The organism is Rhodococcus sp. 06-221-2 (genome assembly GCF_002258365.1).
Taxonomy (GTDB): Bacteria; Actinomycetota; Actinomycetes; order Mycobacteriales; family Mycobacteriaceae; genus Rhodococcoides; species Rhodococcoides fascians.
The window spans coordinates 489,226-502,713 of record NZ_NOYJ01000035.1 but is presented as its reverse complement, the minus strand read 5'-3'; the positions used below and the strand labels follow the sequence as shown (position 1 = coordinate 502,713).

Annotated in this window: 13 protein-coding genes; 10 read left to right on the top strand and 3 right to left on the bottom strand. The window is 63.8% G+C overall.

Annotated features, from left to right (window positions below; translation table 11 throughout):
* Positions 1-127 precede the first annotated feature (127 nt).
* Both CH281_RS24125 and CH281_RS24120 read left to right on the top strand, forming a co-directional pair.
* Positions 128-1,096 carry an Hsp70 family protein gene (locus CH281_RS24125; protein WP_179274280.1) on the top strand — a complete coding sequence of 323 codons (969 nt, stop codon included), beginning with the start codon at positions 128-130 and terminating at the stop codon, positions 1,094-1,096.
* 83 nt (positions 1,097-1,179) lie between these two features.
* The gene (locus CH281_RS24120; protein ID WP_032374830.1) at positions 1,180-2,259 is read left to right on the top strand and encodes a fused (3R)-hydroxyacyl-ACP dehydratase subunits HadA/HadB; all 1,080 of its coding nucleotides are present in this window, start codon (positions 1,180-1,182) and stop codon (positions 2,257-2,259) included.
* Positions 2,260-2,475: 216 nt separating this feature from the next.
* Here the strand turns inward: CH281_RS24120 and CH281_RS24115 are convergent, their stop codons facing one another.
* Positions 2,476-3,030 (bottom strand): CGNR zinc finger domain-containing protein, encoded by a 555-nt coding sequence (locus tag CH281_RS24115; RefSeq protein ID WP_094695710.1) that lies wholly within the window; start codon positions 3,028-3,030, stop codon positions 2,476-2,478.
* 52 nt (positions 3,031-3,082) lie between these two features.
* On the opposite strand from CH281_RS24115, the gene CH281_RS24110 reads away from it, so the two are divergent.
* Positions 3,083-3,673: a LysE family translocator gene (locus tag CH281_RS24110; RefSeq protein ID WP_094695709.1), complete on the top strand. Its 591-nt coding sequence runs from the start codon at positions 3,083-3,085 to the stop codon at positions 3,671-3,673.
* A gap of 217 nt (positions 3,674-3,890) precedes the next feature.
* Here the strand turns inward: CH281_RS24110 and CH281_RS24100 are convergent, their stop codons facing one another.
* A complete protein-coding gene (locus tag CH281_RS24100) occupies positions 3,891-4,361 on the bottom strand; it encodes a winged helix-turn-helix transcriptional regulator (RefSeq protein WP_094695708.1) in 471 nt (156 codons plus the stop codon).
* 93 nt (positions 4,362-4,454) lie between these two features.
* Here CH281_RS24100 and CH281_RS24095 point away from each other — a divergent pair, with 93 nt between their 5' ends.
* Positions 4,455-5,624 (top strand): thiolase family protein, encoded by a 1,170-nt coding sequence (locus tag CH281_RS24095; protein WP_032371733.1) that lies wholly within the window; start codon positions 4,455-4,457, stop codon positions 5,622-5,624.
* 69 nt (positions 5,625-5,693) lie between these two features.
* Here the strand turns inward: CH281_RS24095 and CH281_RS24090 are convergent, their stop codons facing one another.
* A complete protein-coding gene (locus CH281_RS24090; RefSeq protein ID WP_032392123.1) occupies positions 5,694-6,407 on the bottom strand; it encodes a GntR family transcriptional regulator in 714 nt (237 codons plus the stop codon).
* A gap of 119 nt (positions 6,408-6,526) precedes the next feature.
* On the opposite strand from CH281_RS24090, the gene CH281_RS24085 reads away from it, so the two are divergent.
* The 6 genes from CH281_RS24085 to CH281_RS24060 all read left to right on the top strand — a co-directional run bounded on the left by CH281_RS24085 (position 6,527) and on the right by CH281_RS24060 (position 13,341).
* Positions 6,527-7,573, top strand: coding sequence for an alcohol dehydrogenase catalytic domain-containing protein (locus CH281_RS24085; protein ID WP_094695707.1), 1,047 nt, complete (start codon positions 6,527-6,529; stop codon positions 7,571-7,573).
* Complete coding sequence (manD, locus tag CH281_RS24080; protein WP_032374833.1) at positions 7,570-8,775, top strand: D-mannonate dehydratase ManD; 1,206 nt, start codon at positions 7,570-7,572, stop codon at positions 8,773-8,775. The genes CH281_RS24085 and manD overlap by 4 nt, the downstream gene beginning before the upstream one ends.
* A gap of 8 nt (positions 8,776-8,783) precedes the next feature.
* The gene (locus CH281_RS24075) at positions 8,784-9,719 is read left to right on the top strand and encodes a sugar kinase (protein WP_094695803.1); all 936 of its coding nucleotides are present in this window, start codon (positions 8,784-8,786) and stop codon (positions 9,717-9,719) included.
* Positions 9,716-11,128 carry a mannitol dehydrogenase family protein gene (locus CH281_RS24070; protein WP_094695706.1) on the top strand — a complete coding sequence of 471 codons (1,413 nt, stop codon included), beginning with the start codon at positions 9,716-9,718 and terminating at the stop codon, positions 11,126-11,128. The genes CH281_RS24075 and CH281_RS24070 overlap by 4 nt, the downstream gene beginning before the upstream one ends.
* The gene (eda, locus tag CH281_RS24065) at positions 11,125-11,784 is read left to right on the top strand and encodes a bifunctional 4-hydroxy-2-oxoglutarate aldolase/2-dehydro-3-deoxy-phosphogluconate aldolase (protein ID WP_094695705.1); all 660 of its coding nucleotides are present in this window, start codon (positions 11,125-11,127) and stop codon (positions 11,782-11,784) included. Before CH281_RS24070 ends, eda begins: the two co-directional genes overlap by 4 nt.
* Positions 11,785-11,943: 159 nt before the next feature.
* A complete protein-coding gene (locus CH281_RS24060) occupies positions 11,944-13,341 on the top strand; it encodes an MFS transporter (protein ID WP_027495424.1) in 1,398 nt (465 codons plus the stop codon).
* Positions 13,342-13,488 lie beyond the last annotated feature (147 nt).

The window sequence follows — 13,488 nt, the reverse complement described above, 5'->3', positions numbered from 1 at the left end:
CGCCCGAGTTGTTGTAATGAATCCCAAAACAAACCGAAAGTTGAATAGAACAGGGCATTTACCGACTCCTCGACGGTTCGAGGCGCTACGATCGCCAGGTCGGAGTAGCTAGGCGAGTCGAGGGAACATGAGATCTGTCCTTGGTGTCTCGGTGGGTTCAGCCATTGCCCGGGGTGTAGCCCTGGATACGTCGGACGAGTCGGTACGTTCTGCGCACGTCGTGCGATCGTTCGATCCCGACGACCATCTGCAGGTCGCGCTCGATCTGTTGGATTCGATGTCGCGGGATCAGATGGTGGATCGACCGGACATCGTTCTCGCCGTCCCGGACGATCCCGGTGCGCGCGGACGCACGTCGGCATATTCGACGTACGAGGCCGATCGTCTGCTGGTGGCGTCGGAGCTCGGGGCACAACTTCGGTATCTACGCGGCACGGGGATGCTCGAGGGTGCGCGCACCGTGGCCGTGTGCGACATCGGAGCGTCGGGAACCACCGTGTCCATCGCCGACCCTGCCACGGGAGCGGTGCACAGTTCGGTCCGCACCACGTTGTTCGGCGGGATCGGGTGTGACGCCCAGATCTCGCGTTACCTCCTGTCCGTCTACGGGGCAGACGAATTGGCCTCGGAACGGGCGCGCGCGGAGTTGCTGGTGTCCGTTCGCACGGCACGCGAACAGCTGTCACGCCTGCGGGTGGCCGAGGTCGCCGGGCCGTTCGTCAGCGGGCCGGTCCGCTTGTGGCGCAACACGTTCGACGATGTTCTCGAGCGCAGTATCCGATCGCTGGAAGATTGGGTGGCCAGCATCATCGTCGACGCACCCTGCGCCGTGAATGCGTTGGTGATGGTGGGCGGATGCGCCAACCTGCCGTCGCTTCGTCGGATGTTTCGCCGCGATCTGATGTTGCCCGTCGTCGCGCCTGCCAATCCCGAGTCCCTCACTGCGCACGGGGCGGCCCTGATGGCGATCGATGCGGTCGCGTCGCGCCAACACCGTCCGCGCGGCGCGATGAGCAGTGCGTCGGTGCTGACTGAGCCGGCCGCGATGGTGGGCATGGTGGGGTACCGGGACGCCCCGCGGCACCGTTCTGCCTGAGCCCCTTCCTGGCCAACGTGCGTCGTCGTTGGGTAGGTTGCTCGGGTAATGATGAACAGTAGGGACGAGACGGTGGGGCAACAGTGGCAGAGCAGGTAGCGGAGTCCGGCGCAGCAGCATCCGATGCGGGAGCATTCGACCCGGCGGAGCACGCGCGCAGCATGGTCGGGTATCACTACCGCACCGAGGACTACTACGAGGTGGGCCGCGAGAAGGTTCGCGAGTACGCCCGTGCCGTTCAGGATTTCCACCCCGCCCACTGGGACGGCGATGCCGCGGCAGCGCTGGGCCACAGCGCTCTGGTGGCCCCGCTGACGTTCATGTCGTTGGTCGGCACTCTGGCGCAGAAGAAGCTGTTGCAGTCCATCGCCGAGGGCTACGACCTCAGCCAGATTCTGCAGACCGATCAGGTGCTGGTGTTCCAGAAGCCGATTCTGGCCGGTGACCAGTTGACCTGCGATGTCTCCCTCGACGCGTTCAAGACGGTCATGGGTCGAGACATGATGATCACCAAGAACGTCGTGTCCAACCAGAAGAACGAACTGGTGCAGACCACGTACACCACGCTGCTCGTCGGGCGATCCGGCGAGATCGATCCGGCCATCTCCGAGGCGGCTCGCAACATCGTGATGTTCGGTGCGACGACCGACACCAGCAGTGCCGAGGCGAGTGAGCACGACACCCTGTCCACTCCGCAGGAACACGAGCCGCTCATCGTCGAGGAGTACCGGGGTCAGCCCACTCGGAAGTTCGACGAGGTGAATGTCGGCGACGAGTTGCCCTCGCGCACTGTGCGTTTGACTCGCGGAGATCTGGTGAACTACGCCGGCGTCGCCGGTGACGCGAACCCGATTCACTGGGACGAGAAGTTCGCCAAGATGATCGATCTCGAGAACGTCCTGGCGCACGGCATGCTCACCATGGGTGTCGGCGGCGGTTTCATCAGCGAGTGGCTCGGCGATCCAGGCGCGGTGAAGGACTACACCGTTCGATTCACCACCCCGATCCCGGTGGACACACACAAGCCGGCCGAAATCGTCTTCGGCGGCAAGATCAAGTCGAAGGACGAGGAGTCCCGTACGGCCGTCATCTCGATCGGCGCGACCTTCGAGGGCAAGCGAATCTTCGGCCACCGCGCTACTGCGACAGTGCAATTGGGCTGAGCCTGTTGCCGCGTATCGGCTCCTCAGTTTCGGATTTCTGACTCCGATCGGCGTCGGGTTTCCGAGGTGGGGAGCTGATGTGTCGGTGGGGGCGTGGATGTGTGGGTGGGGGTTGCAATCTACGCCCCGGTTCGGAATTTACGCCCCGTGTGGGGGGTGTGGATTGCTGCTAGGGGCGTAGATGTGTCGGCTGAGCCACCTGGCGTACTGAACTGTTCATGATCCGCTCTTCTCCTTTGCGTGGTGTCGTGCCGCACGTGCTCGATTTCCGCATGCGCTGCAACACCATTGCTGATTGGGCCGATCCTGCAAAAACAGTTGACCGCATCGCGGAGCGTCGCAGAGTGACAATCGTGCGCGATCCGGGCCATTCAGTAGATCGATGACCGCTGACGCTGCACGGGCGCGTATCGCGTCGACCGGATCCGACGTACCCACAACATGTCCGACGCCACCGCCGCCCCCGAGATCGAGCCGACGGGTCACCGGATGGCGTCGGGCAATGTCGTCGATGTGGTCGACGCTGTCTCCCGGAACTTCCATGTCCGACGCCACCGCCCGTAGTAGCGCCAGCATGTGATCTCGCGTCAGCCGGAATGTGTCGATGTCGGCATCGTCAGGGATTGTTTCGGGTACCCGGGCACCCTGTAGCCCGGCCCATTCCTGGAGATCGGCGGTGGAGGCGATCAGTTCGACGTAGGTGCCGCGTTGCAACTGCACGGTGTTGACCACGTCGAGCGCGAAGTGGTCGCCGAGCCAGTTCCAGTCCATCGCCCGAGTCTAATGGTTTACGGATGTAAAAGCATCAGATACCGTCGAGACGATGACGGACATCCAATGGTTACCGTTCCTCGGTGTTGTGCTGTTGGCCTACGCGATACCCGGTCCGGACTTCGCGGTGGTGGCCCGGGCGGCAGCGAGCAGCCGTAGTGCCGGGTGGCGAGCGGGCCTCGGCGCGCAGACCGGACTGTGCGTGCACATGATCGCTGCGGTGGTGGGGCTGTCACTGCTCATCTCACGATCACCGATGGCGCTGAGCATCATTCACATTCTCGGGGGTCTGTACCTGGTGTGGCTCGGTACTGCCGCACTGCGACAGTCGTCGTCGGAGAGGGGTGCGACGTCCGACGTGCGCTGGTTTCGCATGGGTCTGGTGACGAACGTGCTCAATCCCAAAGCCATTCTGTTCTTCGTCGCGCTGCTGCCGCAGTTCGTCGATGCCGACGGACCGCTTCCCCTGCAGATCGGGTTACTCGGAATCGTGGATGTGGCAATCGGTTTGGTGGTCTGGGCGGTGGTCACCGCGGCTGTGGGCCGTCTGACCGGTGGTTCGTCGAAGTCGACATCCTGGAACCGAGTGATCGGAGTCCTGTTCATCGGTATCGGAGTCGCACTCGCCGTCGAGGCGCTGTGACCCGAAGAAGGCACTTGCGCAAGTCAGCGAACGATGTCCATGCTCGGGTCGTTCTTGGGTTTGTGGTCCCAAATGGAAGTGTCGGACTCAAGCGTCTGGCCCTCATGGGTGGGTTCCACCGGCTCCGGTAGTTGTCGCCACTGTGCCCGCGGGTCGTCCTCGGTTTCGATGCACGATTCATCGTCCATCGCGGACACGCTACGCGTCGGCCCGGCAATCATCCGGCAACGCGTACTCGCAGCTCGTTCATCGGCACTTCGGAACCGTCGCCATCGGTGACGCATACGCGCACGGGCTCGCCTCGGGAATCGACGACGTCGAGCGGTCCGTCGTCTTGTTGCAGGTACTGGTCGCCCCACTGCATCAATCCGAGTACGACGGGCAGCAGATCCTCGCCCATTCTCGTCAGAACGTATTCGTAGCGCGTTCTGCCCTTTTCGGGGCGGTAGGGCTTCTTGACGAAGATTCCGACGTCGACCAGTTCTTTGAGTCGGGCCGCACTGCTGGCGTCGGTGATGCCGACGCGTCGGCTGAAGTCATCGAAGCGGGTGGTTCCGTAGAACGCTTCTCGCAGGATCAGCATCGTCGATCGGGTACCGACCACCGACAGCGCGCGTGCGATGGAGCAACGGTCACCTGCTGTCCAGCTGTCGAGATCGGACAGTGGGCCGTCCATGTGGAGGGGCATGCCACGATCCTACTGACTTTACAAAACTATAGCCAGCTCGTACCGTGGTGTCAGCGATCCGACAGGACCGGATCGATCGGACAAGGAGCCGTCATGAGAGACGCAGTCATCGTCGAGGCAGTCAGAACCCCGGTCGGACGGGGCAAAGCGAACGGCACGTTGCATCCCGAGCATCCAGTCGACCTGATGGCCCATAGCCTGCGGGAAGTAGTGCAGCGCAGTGGGATAGACCCGAGCCAGATCGACGACGTCATCGGCGGAGTTGTCACCGCGGTAGGGGATCAGGCGTCGAACATGACTCGGCGCGCGGCGCTGGCGGCGGGCTATCCGGAATCCGTACCCGCAACCACCGTCGATCGGCAATGCGGAAGTAGCCAGCAGGCAATACATTTCGCCGCACAGGGCGTGATCTCCGGTGCTTACGATCTGGCCGTGGCTACCGGTTCGGAGTCGATGAGCCGCATTCCGATGGGGTCGAACCTGGTGGGAACCGAGGATCCGGCAGGTGTCGGTTTCATCGAGAGGTATCCGGAAGGGTTGGTGCCGCAGGGCATCAGTGCCGAATTGATCGCGGCGAGATGGGGTATCAGCCGTACCGAGATGGACGAGTTCGCTCTAGTGAGTCATGCGAAGGCTGCCGCAGCCACCGAAGAGGGGCGTTTCAAGCGGGAGATCACCGCAATCCGCGGACTCGAACGCGACGAGGGGATCCGCACCGGATCCACACTCGATGCGCTGGCGGGACTGCGACCGGCCTACTTCAGCGACGCCATGGCGCAGCGGTTCCCGGAAATCGGTTGGAACATCACCGCAGGCAACGCAAGTCAGGTCAACGACGGTAGTGCGGCCGTCATGATCACGACCAGTGAGAAAGCGAAGGAACTCGGCCTGACTCCGATGGCGAGGCTGCACAGCTTCGCGGTGGTCGGCGACGATCCGTTGATGATGCTCACCGCAGTCATTCCGGCGACGAAGAAGGTGCTCGCCAAGGCCGGGCTGACGATGAACGACATCGACCTGTTCGAGGTGAACGAGGCCTTTGCGTCGGTTGTGCTCGCCTGGGCGAAGGAAACCGGCGCAGACATGAACAAGGTCAACGTCAACGGCGGGGCCATCGCCATCGGCCATCCGCTCGGCGGCAGCGGTGCCCGAATCATGACGACCATGGTCCACGCGCTCGCCGAGCGCGAGCAGCGTTACGGCCTACAGGTGATGTGCGAGGCCGGCGGGCTCTCGAACGCCACCATCATCGAACGCCTGTAATGCCTGCGGCAGTGGCGCGGATATGTGCTCTCGAGGGCACATAATCGCACCACTGCGGCGCAGCCGCACTCATTCCCAGCTGGAGACGACTTTGCGCGTCGGGCGTTCGTTGCTGTTGGAGAACAGGTGTGGGCTTTTGCTCTTGATGTATTCGACGTCGGCGAACACGGCGCGCAGGTGCTCGCGCATCGACTGGGCCGCGGCCTCGAAGTCTCGGGCTTCGAGGCCGTCGACTATTGCGGTGTGCTGTTCGATGAGGTCGGGGATGGGACGGGTGTCGCGCAGACCGAGTCGTCGGGCTCGGTCCAGATGAGCTTTCGCGGATTCGACGGATCGCCATGCGGCGGAATGTCCTCCGGCTGCGAGGAGTAGCTGGTGGAATTGCTCGTCCAACTCGAAGAATTGGTCCATGTCGATTCCAGGCTCGGCCTGCGCTGCCAGATTGGCGCGCAACGCAGAGAGGTCCTGGTCCGAGCGAGACGCGACTGCGTCTTTCAATGACGCGGTTTCGATTGCCTCCCGGACGAATTGGGCATCGGCAACACGGTCGGTGTCGACCCGCGAGACGAAGGTGCCGAGTTGTGGGAAGACCTGAACCAGACCCTCTTCGGCCAACAGGATCAAGCTTTCGCGGACGGGTGTGCGGCTCACGGACATCTGCTCGGCGAGGTCGTTCTCCGACAGCGGGCTACCCGGGGGGAGCGTCAGCGACACGATGCGTAGGCGCAATTCTCGGTACGCCCGCTCCCGTGCGGTGACTTTCCTGCTGCTCTGTGTGCTCACCGGTCAAGACTAACGTGACCTCGTCGGTGACCCACAGGGCCGAAGCCTTGACGAAGTGCTGCCCGTCACTAGTATGGTAGTACTGATATTCAAGGCACTACGGCGGAGGCTCTACAGCGATGGCAGTGATCAGCGGCAACGACGAGGCAGCCGTCCTGCACGGTCCACGTGACCTGCGGATCGAGAAAATCGACCGTATGCAGGTCGGCGACGGCCAGGTCAGGGTGGAGGTGCACGGCGTGAGCCTGTGTGGCTCGGACCTGCACTACTACGCCGACGGCCGCAACGGCTCCAATTCGCTGACACAGCCCACCGTCTTGGGCCACGAGGGATTCGGGGTCGTCACCGAGGTCGGCGCGGGCGTGTCCCAGGACCGGATCGGCCAGCGAGTGGCCATCGAACCCGCGATTCCGAACGGCACCTCACCGCTGAGCCTGAGCGGTCACTACAACGTCTGCCCCAGCGTCGTCTGCTTCGGATCCCCACCGAACCACGGACTGCTGCGGCAATCCGTCGTTCTCGCAGCCGAATTCGCGCACCCACTTCCGGATTCGATCGGCGATGACGTCGCTGCGCTGATCGAGCCCCTGGCCGTCGCAGCGTGGGCTGCCGCACGGGTCGGGTCGGTGCTGGGCAAGCGCATCGCGATCACCGGTGCCGGGCCCATCGGTCTGTTGGTTCTGCAGACGGTCATTGCCCTGGGCGCGTCGGAGACGACCATCACCGACGTCGCACCCGCTCGGCTCGAGGTCGCGGCAGCGCTGGGTGCCACCACGACGTTGCGTTCCGGCGAAGACGCACTGCCGGAAGGCGCTTTCGACATCGCCTTCGACTGCTCGGGACATCCCGGAGCCATTGCCGACGCGGCACGCTCACTCGGCCCGGCAGGAATTCTGGCGCTCGTCGGCGTGCCCGGACGCGCGTCTGCCGAATTCCCGATCGGGGCAGTGCAACGCTGGGAGCTCGACATCCGCGGGTGCTTCCGTTACGGCCCTTCGGCATTCGCCGACGCGATCGCACTCGCCGGATCGGCTCGAGTGGACCTCGCGGCGCTCGTCACATCGACGTACCCGTTGGCCGAATCTGCCTCAGCGCTCGAGGCCGCGCTCACCGACCCCACCCAGCTCAAGATCGTCATCGACACCACTTCGCAAGGACCGCAATGAAAATCATCGACGCCACCGTCATCGTGACGGCTCCGGGCCGCAACTACGTCACGCTCAAGATCACCACCGACGAGGGCATCGTCGGGTGGGGTGATGCGACGCTGAACGGACGCGAGCTCGCAGTCGAGTCGTACTTGAAGGACCACATTGCGCCACTCCTGATCGGACGCGATCCCCATCGGATCGAAGACATCTGGCAGTACCTGTACAAGGGTGCCTACTGGCGACGTGGGCCGGTGACCATGACGGCCATCGCAGCCGTCGACGTCGCACTGTGGGACATCAAGGGCAAGGCCGCCGATATGCCGGTCTACCAGCTCCTCGGTGGTGCTGCACGAGACGGGATCATGGTCTACGGGCACGCCAGCGGCGGTAGCATCGAAGAGATGCTCGACGACGTCCAAGCGCATCTCGACAAGGGCTACAAAGCAATTCGTGCCCAGTCGGCCATTCCCGGTCTCAAGAAGACCTACGGAATTCCGGTCGACGGCTTCTACGAACCCGCATCCGGCGCTGCGCCGCAGGAAGATTCGTGGGATACCGCCCCGTACATGCGGTTCGCACCGCAGATGCTCGGTGCCGTGCGCGAACGTCACGGGTTCGACTTCCATCTCCTGCACGACGTGCATCACCGTCTGAGTCCGATCGAGGCCGGACGCCTGGGTCGCGACCTCGAAGAGATGCGGATGTTCTGGATCGAGGATCCCACTCCAGCCGAGGATCAGAGTGCCTTCGCCACCATTCGCCAACACACGACCACCCCCATCGCCGTCGGCGAGATCTTCAACTCGATCTGGGACTGCCAGGATCTGATCACCAACCGGTGGATCGACTACATCCGAGCGTCGGTCTCACACGCCGGCGGCATCACCCATCTGCGCAGAATCTTCTCGTTGGCGGATCTCTACGGCGTTCGGTCCGGATCTCATGGTGCGGGCGATCTTTCGCCCGTCTCCCTCGCAGCCGCATTGCATGTCGATCTGTCGATCCCGAACTTCGGCGTGCAGGAGTACATGGGTCACGTCGACCCGACCGGCGATGTGTTCCAGACCAGCTACACCTTCACCGACGGTTTCATGCACCCGGGAAACAAGCCGGGCATCGGCGTCGAGGTGAACGAAGAGGCCGCCGCGAAGTACCCGTACAACCCCAAGTATCTGCCCGTCAATCGCCGTCTCGACGGCAGCATGCACGATTGGTGAAGCGCCACATGACCACAACGCAATTCGATGTCGTCCTGCTCGGCGAGCCCCTCGTCGAGGTTTCGACCACCGAGGCCTTCCGACACGGAGCGCACGGGGTGCTCGGGGTGTCGGGAGATGTCGTCAACGCAGGTGCCGCTGCCGCGGCCGCGGGTGCCTCGGTCGCGCTGATCGCGCGGGTATCCGACGACGAGCTCGGCGACGCCGTCTGTCGACGAATTCGTGAACTCGGCATCGACGACACCTACATTCGGCGAGTTCCCGGACAGCAGGGTGTCTATTTCCTGCACATCGATCCGGAGGGGAATCGCCAGTTCTCCTATGCCCGAGCTGGATCGGTGGGCAGTCAGCTCGATGTGGCAGACTTGCCCGAGGGCGTCATCGAGCAGGCGGGTGCCGTGCTGGGCGGCGGAATCGCTGCTGCACTGTCGCCGACGCTCGCCCGCACGATGCTGCACGCGGCGCAGCGGTCGGGCAGATTCGTCTACGACCCCAACTTTCGCCCCAGGCTGACCACGGCCGACCAGGCCCGCGCATTCCTGCAGAGCGTTGCTCCCTGTACCGAGGTGATGGTGCCATCGGCACCGAGCGAGATCGAATTGCTTCTGGGCACAACCGAACCGGAGGCTGCTGCAGCTTTCCTGATGGGCTGGGGTGCACGTTCCGTGGTGGTCACGCGAGGGTCCGAAGGGTCCAGCATCTTCACCGCTGCGGGGCCGTCTCACCAACCGGTGATCCCCGCGCTCGACGTCATCGACCAGACCGGTGCCGGTGACGTGTTCGCCGGCACCCTGACGGCGCGGCTCGCGCTCGGCGACGATCTTCGCGAGGCGGCGGCACTGGCAGCTGCTGCGGCATCGCTGAGCGTAGGCGGGCGGGGCGGCACTGGTCTCATCGCACCGCTGTCCGAAATCCGACGTCACAGAGAACGAGTGACGACATGACGGGGGCCACACGATTGTCCGATGCGACCGCCGAGGTCGTTCGTCCCACCGCCAGCGGAATCGTGCATCTCGGCGTCGGGGCATTCCATCGGGCGCATCAGGCCGCGTTCACCTACGAGGCGGCGCTGCTGACCGGTGAGACCAATTGGGGCATCACCGGTTTCACCCAGCGCAGTAACACCGTGGTGGAACAGCTTGCCCCACAGGACGGGTTGTTCACCCTGGTGCAGAAGGGAACCGAGGAGACGACGGCGACCGTCGTCGGTTCGATGCTCGACGTACGGAACGCAGCCGCGAACCCCGACGCGGTGGTCGAGGCCATCGCCGATCCCGCAACGCACATCGTCACGCTGACGGTGACCGAGAAGGGCTATCGACTCGACCCCGCGTCGGGTCGATTGCGCCTGGACGATCCGGAGATCGCGGCGGATCTGGCCGGCAGGCCGCCGCGCACCGTTGCCGGACAGTTGGTGGCGGGCTTGGCTCGACGCATGGCGGGCGATGCGCCTCTCACGGTGTTGTGTTGCGACAACCTACCGTCGAACGGGCGGATTCTGTCCGAACTCGTCAGTGCTTTCGTCGAGGCACGCGGCATGAACGACGGCCTGGCCGAATGGATCTCGCGTCGAGTCACATTCCCCAGCAGCATGGTCGATCGAATCGTGCCGGCTACCACCGATGAGGACAGGGCGGACAACGAACGAAGAACGGGACTGCGCGACGACGCCCTGGTGGTGTGCGAACCCTTTCGGCAGTGGGTGATCGAGGACGATTTCGCTGGTCCGCGTCCGGCCTGGGAACGGGTGGGCGTGCAGTTCGTGGACGACGTGGAGCCGTGGGAGACCATGAAGTTGCGCGTCCTCAATGCCACCCACTCGGTGTTGGCCTACCTCGGAATTCTGCGTGGACACAACACCATCGCGGAGGCGGTCCAGGATCCGGAGCTCGACGAGATATGCCGGGCCATGGTCCTGCGAGATGTTGCGCCGACGACGGCCGGCGGAATGGACGCTGTCGGGTACGGCAACGAGGTACGCACGAGATTCGCCAACCCGGCGCTGAAACACACCACCCGGCAGGTGGCGATGGACGGATCGCAGAAACTCGGACCGCGCCTACTCGGAACCGTGCGGGATGCCGCGTCGGCCGGTGCTTCGACGGACATGCTCGCCCTCGCCGTCGCAGCCTGGTGCGCCTTCGTTCTCGCCGAGACGGAAGCCGGACGTGCACTGGACGATCCGTTGTCGGCGCAATTGGCTCGGGCCGGGTCGGCGTCGGACCTGCTCGCTGTCGAGTCCATTTTCGGGTCCGATCTCGGGCCCACGTCACCGTTCGGCACGCAGGTCGTTGCGTGGACCGACTTCCTACGGACCGACTCGCTGAGCGAGTGGAAACGAGTGCTGGTATGACCTCCGAACGCGAAGCATTGCTCGAAAACCTCACTGCCCGAGATGTATTACGCGTGAGTCCGGTGATTCCCGTCGTCGTGATCGATCGGGTCGAGGACGCAGTGCCGCTGGCGCGTGCACTCTATGCGGGCGGTATCGGCATCATCGAGATGACGTTGCGGTCCGAGGCCGGGCTCGGTGCCATTGCGGCAATCGCTGCGGACGTGCCGGAAGTGGTCATCGGCGCAGGAACGGTGTTGAACCGCGACGATGCCATGAGATCGGTGGATGCCGGCTCGAGGTTCCTGGTCTCACCCGGATCGTCGAAGGGTCTTCTCGACGCGGTACGCACGCTACCGGTGCCTGTTCTGTCAGGCGTGTCGACTGCGACCGAGGCGATGACCGTTGCCGAGGCCGGATCGACCGAGATGAAGTTCTTCCCGGCCGAGTTCTCGGGTGGCGCAGCGGCACTGGGCGCGCTGGCAGGCCCGTTGCCGCACTTGACGTTCTGCCCCACCGGCGGGATCACTCCGCAGAACGCTGTCGACTACCTGGCATTGCCGAATGTGGTGTGCGTCGGCGGTAGCTGGCTCACGCCGCGCTCACTGGTGCAGGCGGGGGACTGGGCCGCGATAGAGGAACTGGCCCGTTCTGCGAGTGCGCTCGGCACCGCGTAGTTCGGTTCGCGAAGGGTCATTGACGTATTGGTATAACAGTGCTTGTATATCACTGTGGCGAGCGCCACCAACCTTCCTCGATGAGGCACAGGTCTCGCGGAGGCCGCGGCGAAACTCGCATCATGAACTCATCGATCATCACCAGCAATGGAGCTTCGGATGTCACAGGACACCAACGAGTCGACGGACGATCGCGGTAACACCGCCGTCCCGACTCGCAGCACTAAAGACCTCACCAAGGCGGCGATGTCCGGTTGGCTGGGTACGGCAATGGAGTTCATGGACTTCCAGCTGTATTCGCTCGCCGCCGCAATCGTTTTCAATCGCATCTTCTTCCCCGACGTGAGCCCGGCGATCGGCTTGATCGCCGCCATGGCCACCTACGGTGTCGGCTACGTGGCCCGCCTGGTCGGTGCCATCTACTTCGGCCGGATGGGCGATCGGATCGGTCGAAAGAAGGTCCTGTTCATCACCATTGCCATGATGGGCGCATCCACCACCCTCATCGGCGCACTGCCGACGTACGACGCGATCGGCATCATGGCACCGATCCTGCTCGTCGCCCTTCGCCTGATCCAGGGGTTCGGTGCCGGAGCCGAAATCGCCGGGGCGACGGTCATGTTGGTCGAATACGCACCGGACAAGCGTCGTGGCCTCATCGCATCGCTGGTCTCCCTGGGGACCAACTCCGGAACCCTTGCGGCCTCGGCTATCTGGGCCCTTCTGCTCGCTGTCCTGTCCGAGGATCAGTTGCTGAGCTGGGGCTGGCGAGTGCCGTTCCTCGCGAGCTTCTTCCTGATGATCTTCGCGGTGTGGTTGCGCTCGAACCTGAAGGAGAGCCCGGTCTTCGAGGAGCGTGCCGACGTGGTCGACGGTGTGGCTCTCTCGCGCGACGAGATCGAGAAGACCGACGAGGACGTGAAGGTCAGCGTTCTCGAGTCCGGTCTCAAGCAGAAGAAGGGGCGCGCGTTCTTCATCGCGCTGGGTCTGCGGTTCGGTCAGGCGGGCAACTCCGGACTGATTCAGACGTTCCTGGTCGGTTACATCGCGTCGACGCTGCTGATCGATCGTTCCATCGCCACCAGCGCGATCGTCTACGGCTCGCTCATCGGATTCGCCACCATTCCGATCATCGGAATCCTGGGCGACAAGTTCGGCCGCCGTCCGATGTACATGGTGCTCAGTGCGCTCACCATGATCCTGGCGTTCCCGCTGATGCTGATGGTCACCAGCGGCAACACCGTAGCCCTCGTCGTCGCAATGGTTCTTGCTCTGAACCTCGGTGTGCTGGGTCTGTTCTCGCTCGAAAGCGTGACGATGGCGGAGCTGTTCGGCGCACGTACCCGATTCACACAGCTCGCGCTGTCCAAGGAGATCGGCGGCATTCTCGCCACCGCCATCGGACCACTGCTCGCGGCCAGCCTCACCGCATGGACCGGTAGCTGGTGGCCCATCGCGGCAATGCTCGTGATCTACTCCGCGATCACCCTGGTGTCGGCCTACCTGGCACCGGAAACCAAGGGGCGCGATCTCGTCAGACTGGCCGACGCAGCCTGAGATGTCCGCAGTGGTGCAGTTGAGCCCACAGCTGCACCACTGCAACACAATTGGACACAAAAAAATCGAACTACCCTATTGGCACTCTCCGGTGGAGAGTGCTAATTTGGGTTCTGCACAGTGAAGGGCGGCCCGCCACAGGGGCGG

Excerpts from the sequence above, each read along its gene's own strand:
- CH281_RS24070 (WP_094695706.1), top strand. The coding sequence starts at position 9,716 with ATGACGGGGGCCACACGATTGTCCGATGCGACCGCCGAGGTCGTTCGT.
- eda (WP_094695705.1), top strand. The coding sequence starts at position 11,125 with ATGACCTCCGAACGCGAAGCATTGCTCGAAAACCTCACTGCCCGAGAT.
- CH281_RS24100 (WP_094695708.1), bottom strand. The coding sequence starts at position 4,361 with ATGCCCCTCCACATGGACGGCCCACTGTCCGATCTCGACAGCTGGACA.
- CH281_RS24085 (WP_094695707.1), top strand. The coding sequence starts at position 6,527 with ATGGCAGTGATCAGCGGCAACGACGAGGCAGCCGTCCTGCACGGTCCA.
- CH281_RS24125 (WP_179274280.1), top strand. The coding sequence starts at position 128 with ATGAGATCTGTCCTTGGTGTCTCGGTGGGTTCAGCCATTGCCCGGGGT.
- CH281_RS24075 (WP_094695803.1), top strand. The coding sequence starts at position 8,784 with ATGACCACAACGCAATTCGATGTCGTCCTGCTCGGCGAGCCCCTCGTC.
- CH281_RS24095 (WP_032371733.1), top strand. The coding sequence starts at position 4,455 with ATGAGAGACGCAGTCATCGTCGAGGCAGTCAGAACCCCGGTCGGACGG.
- CH281_RS24110 (WP_094695709.1), top strand. The coding sequence starts at position 3,083 with ATGACGGACATCCAATGGTTACCGTTCCTCGGTGTTGTGCTGTTGGCC.
- manD (WP_032374833.1), top strand. The coding sequence starts at position 7,570 with ATGAAAATCATCGACGCCACCGTCATCGTGACGGCTCCGGGCCGCAAC.
- CH281_RS24115 (WP_094695710.1), bottom strand. The coding sequence starts at position 3,030 with ATGGACTGGAACTGGCTCGGCGACCACTTCGCGCTCGACGTGGTCAAC.
- CH281_RS24060 (WP_027495424.1), top strand. The coding sequence starts at position 11,944 with ATGTCACAGGACACCAACGAGTCGACGGACGATCGCGGTAACACCGCC.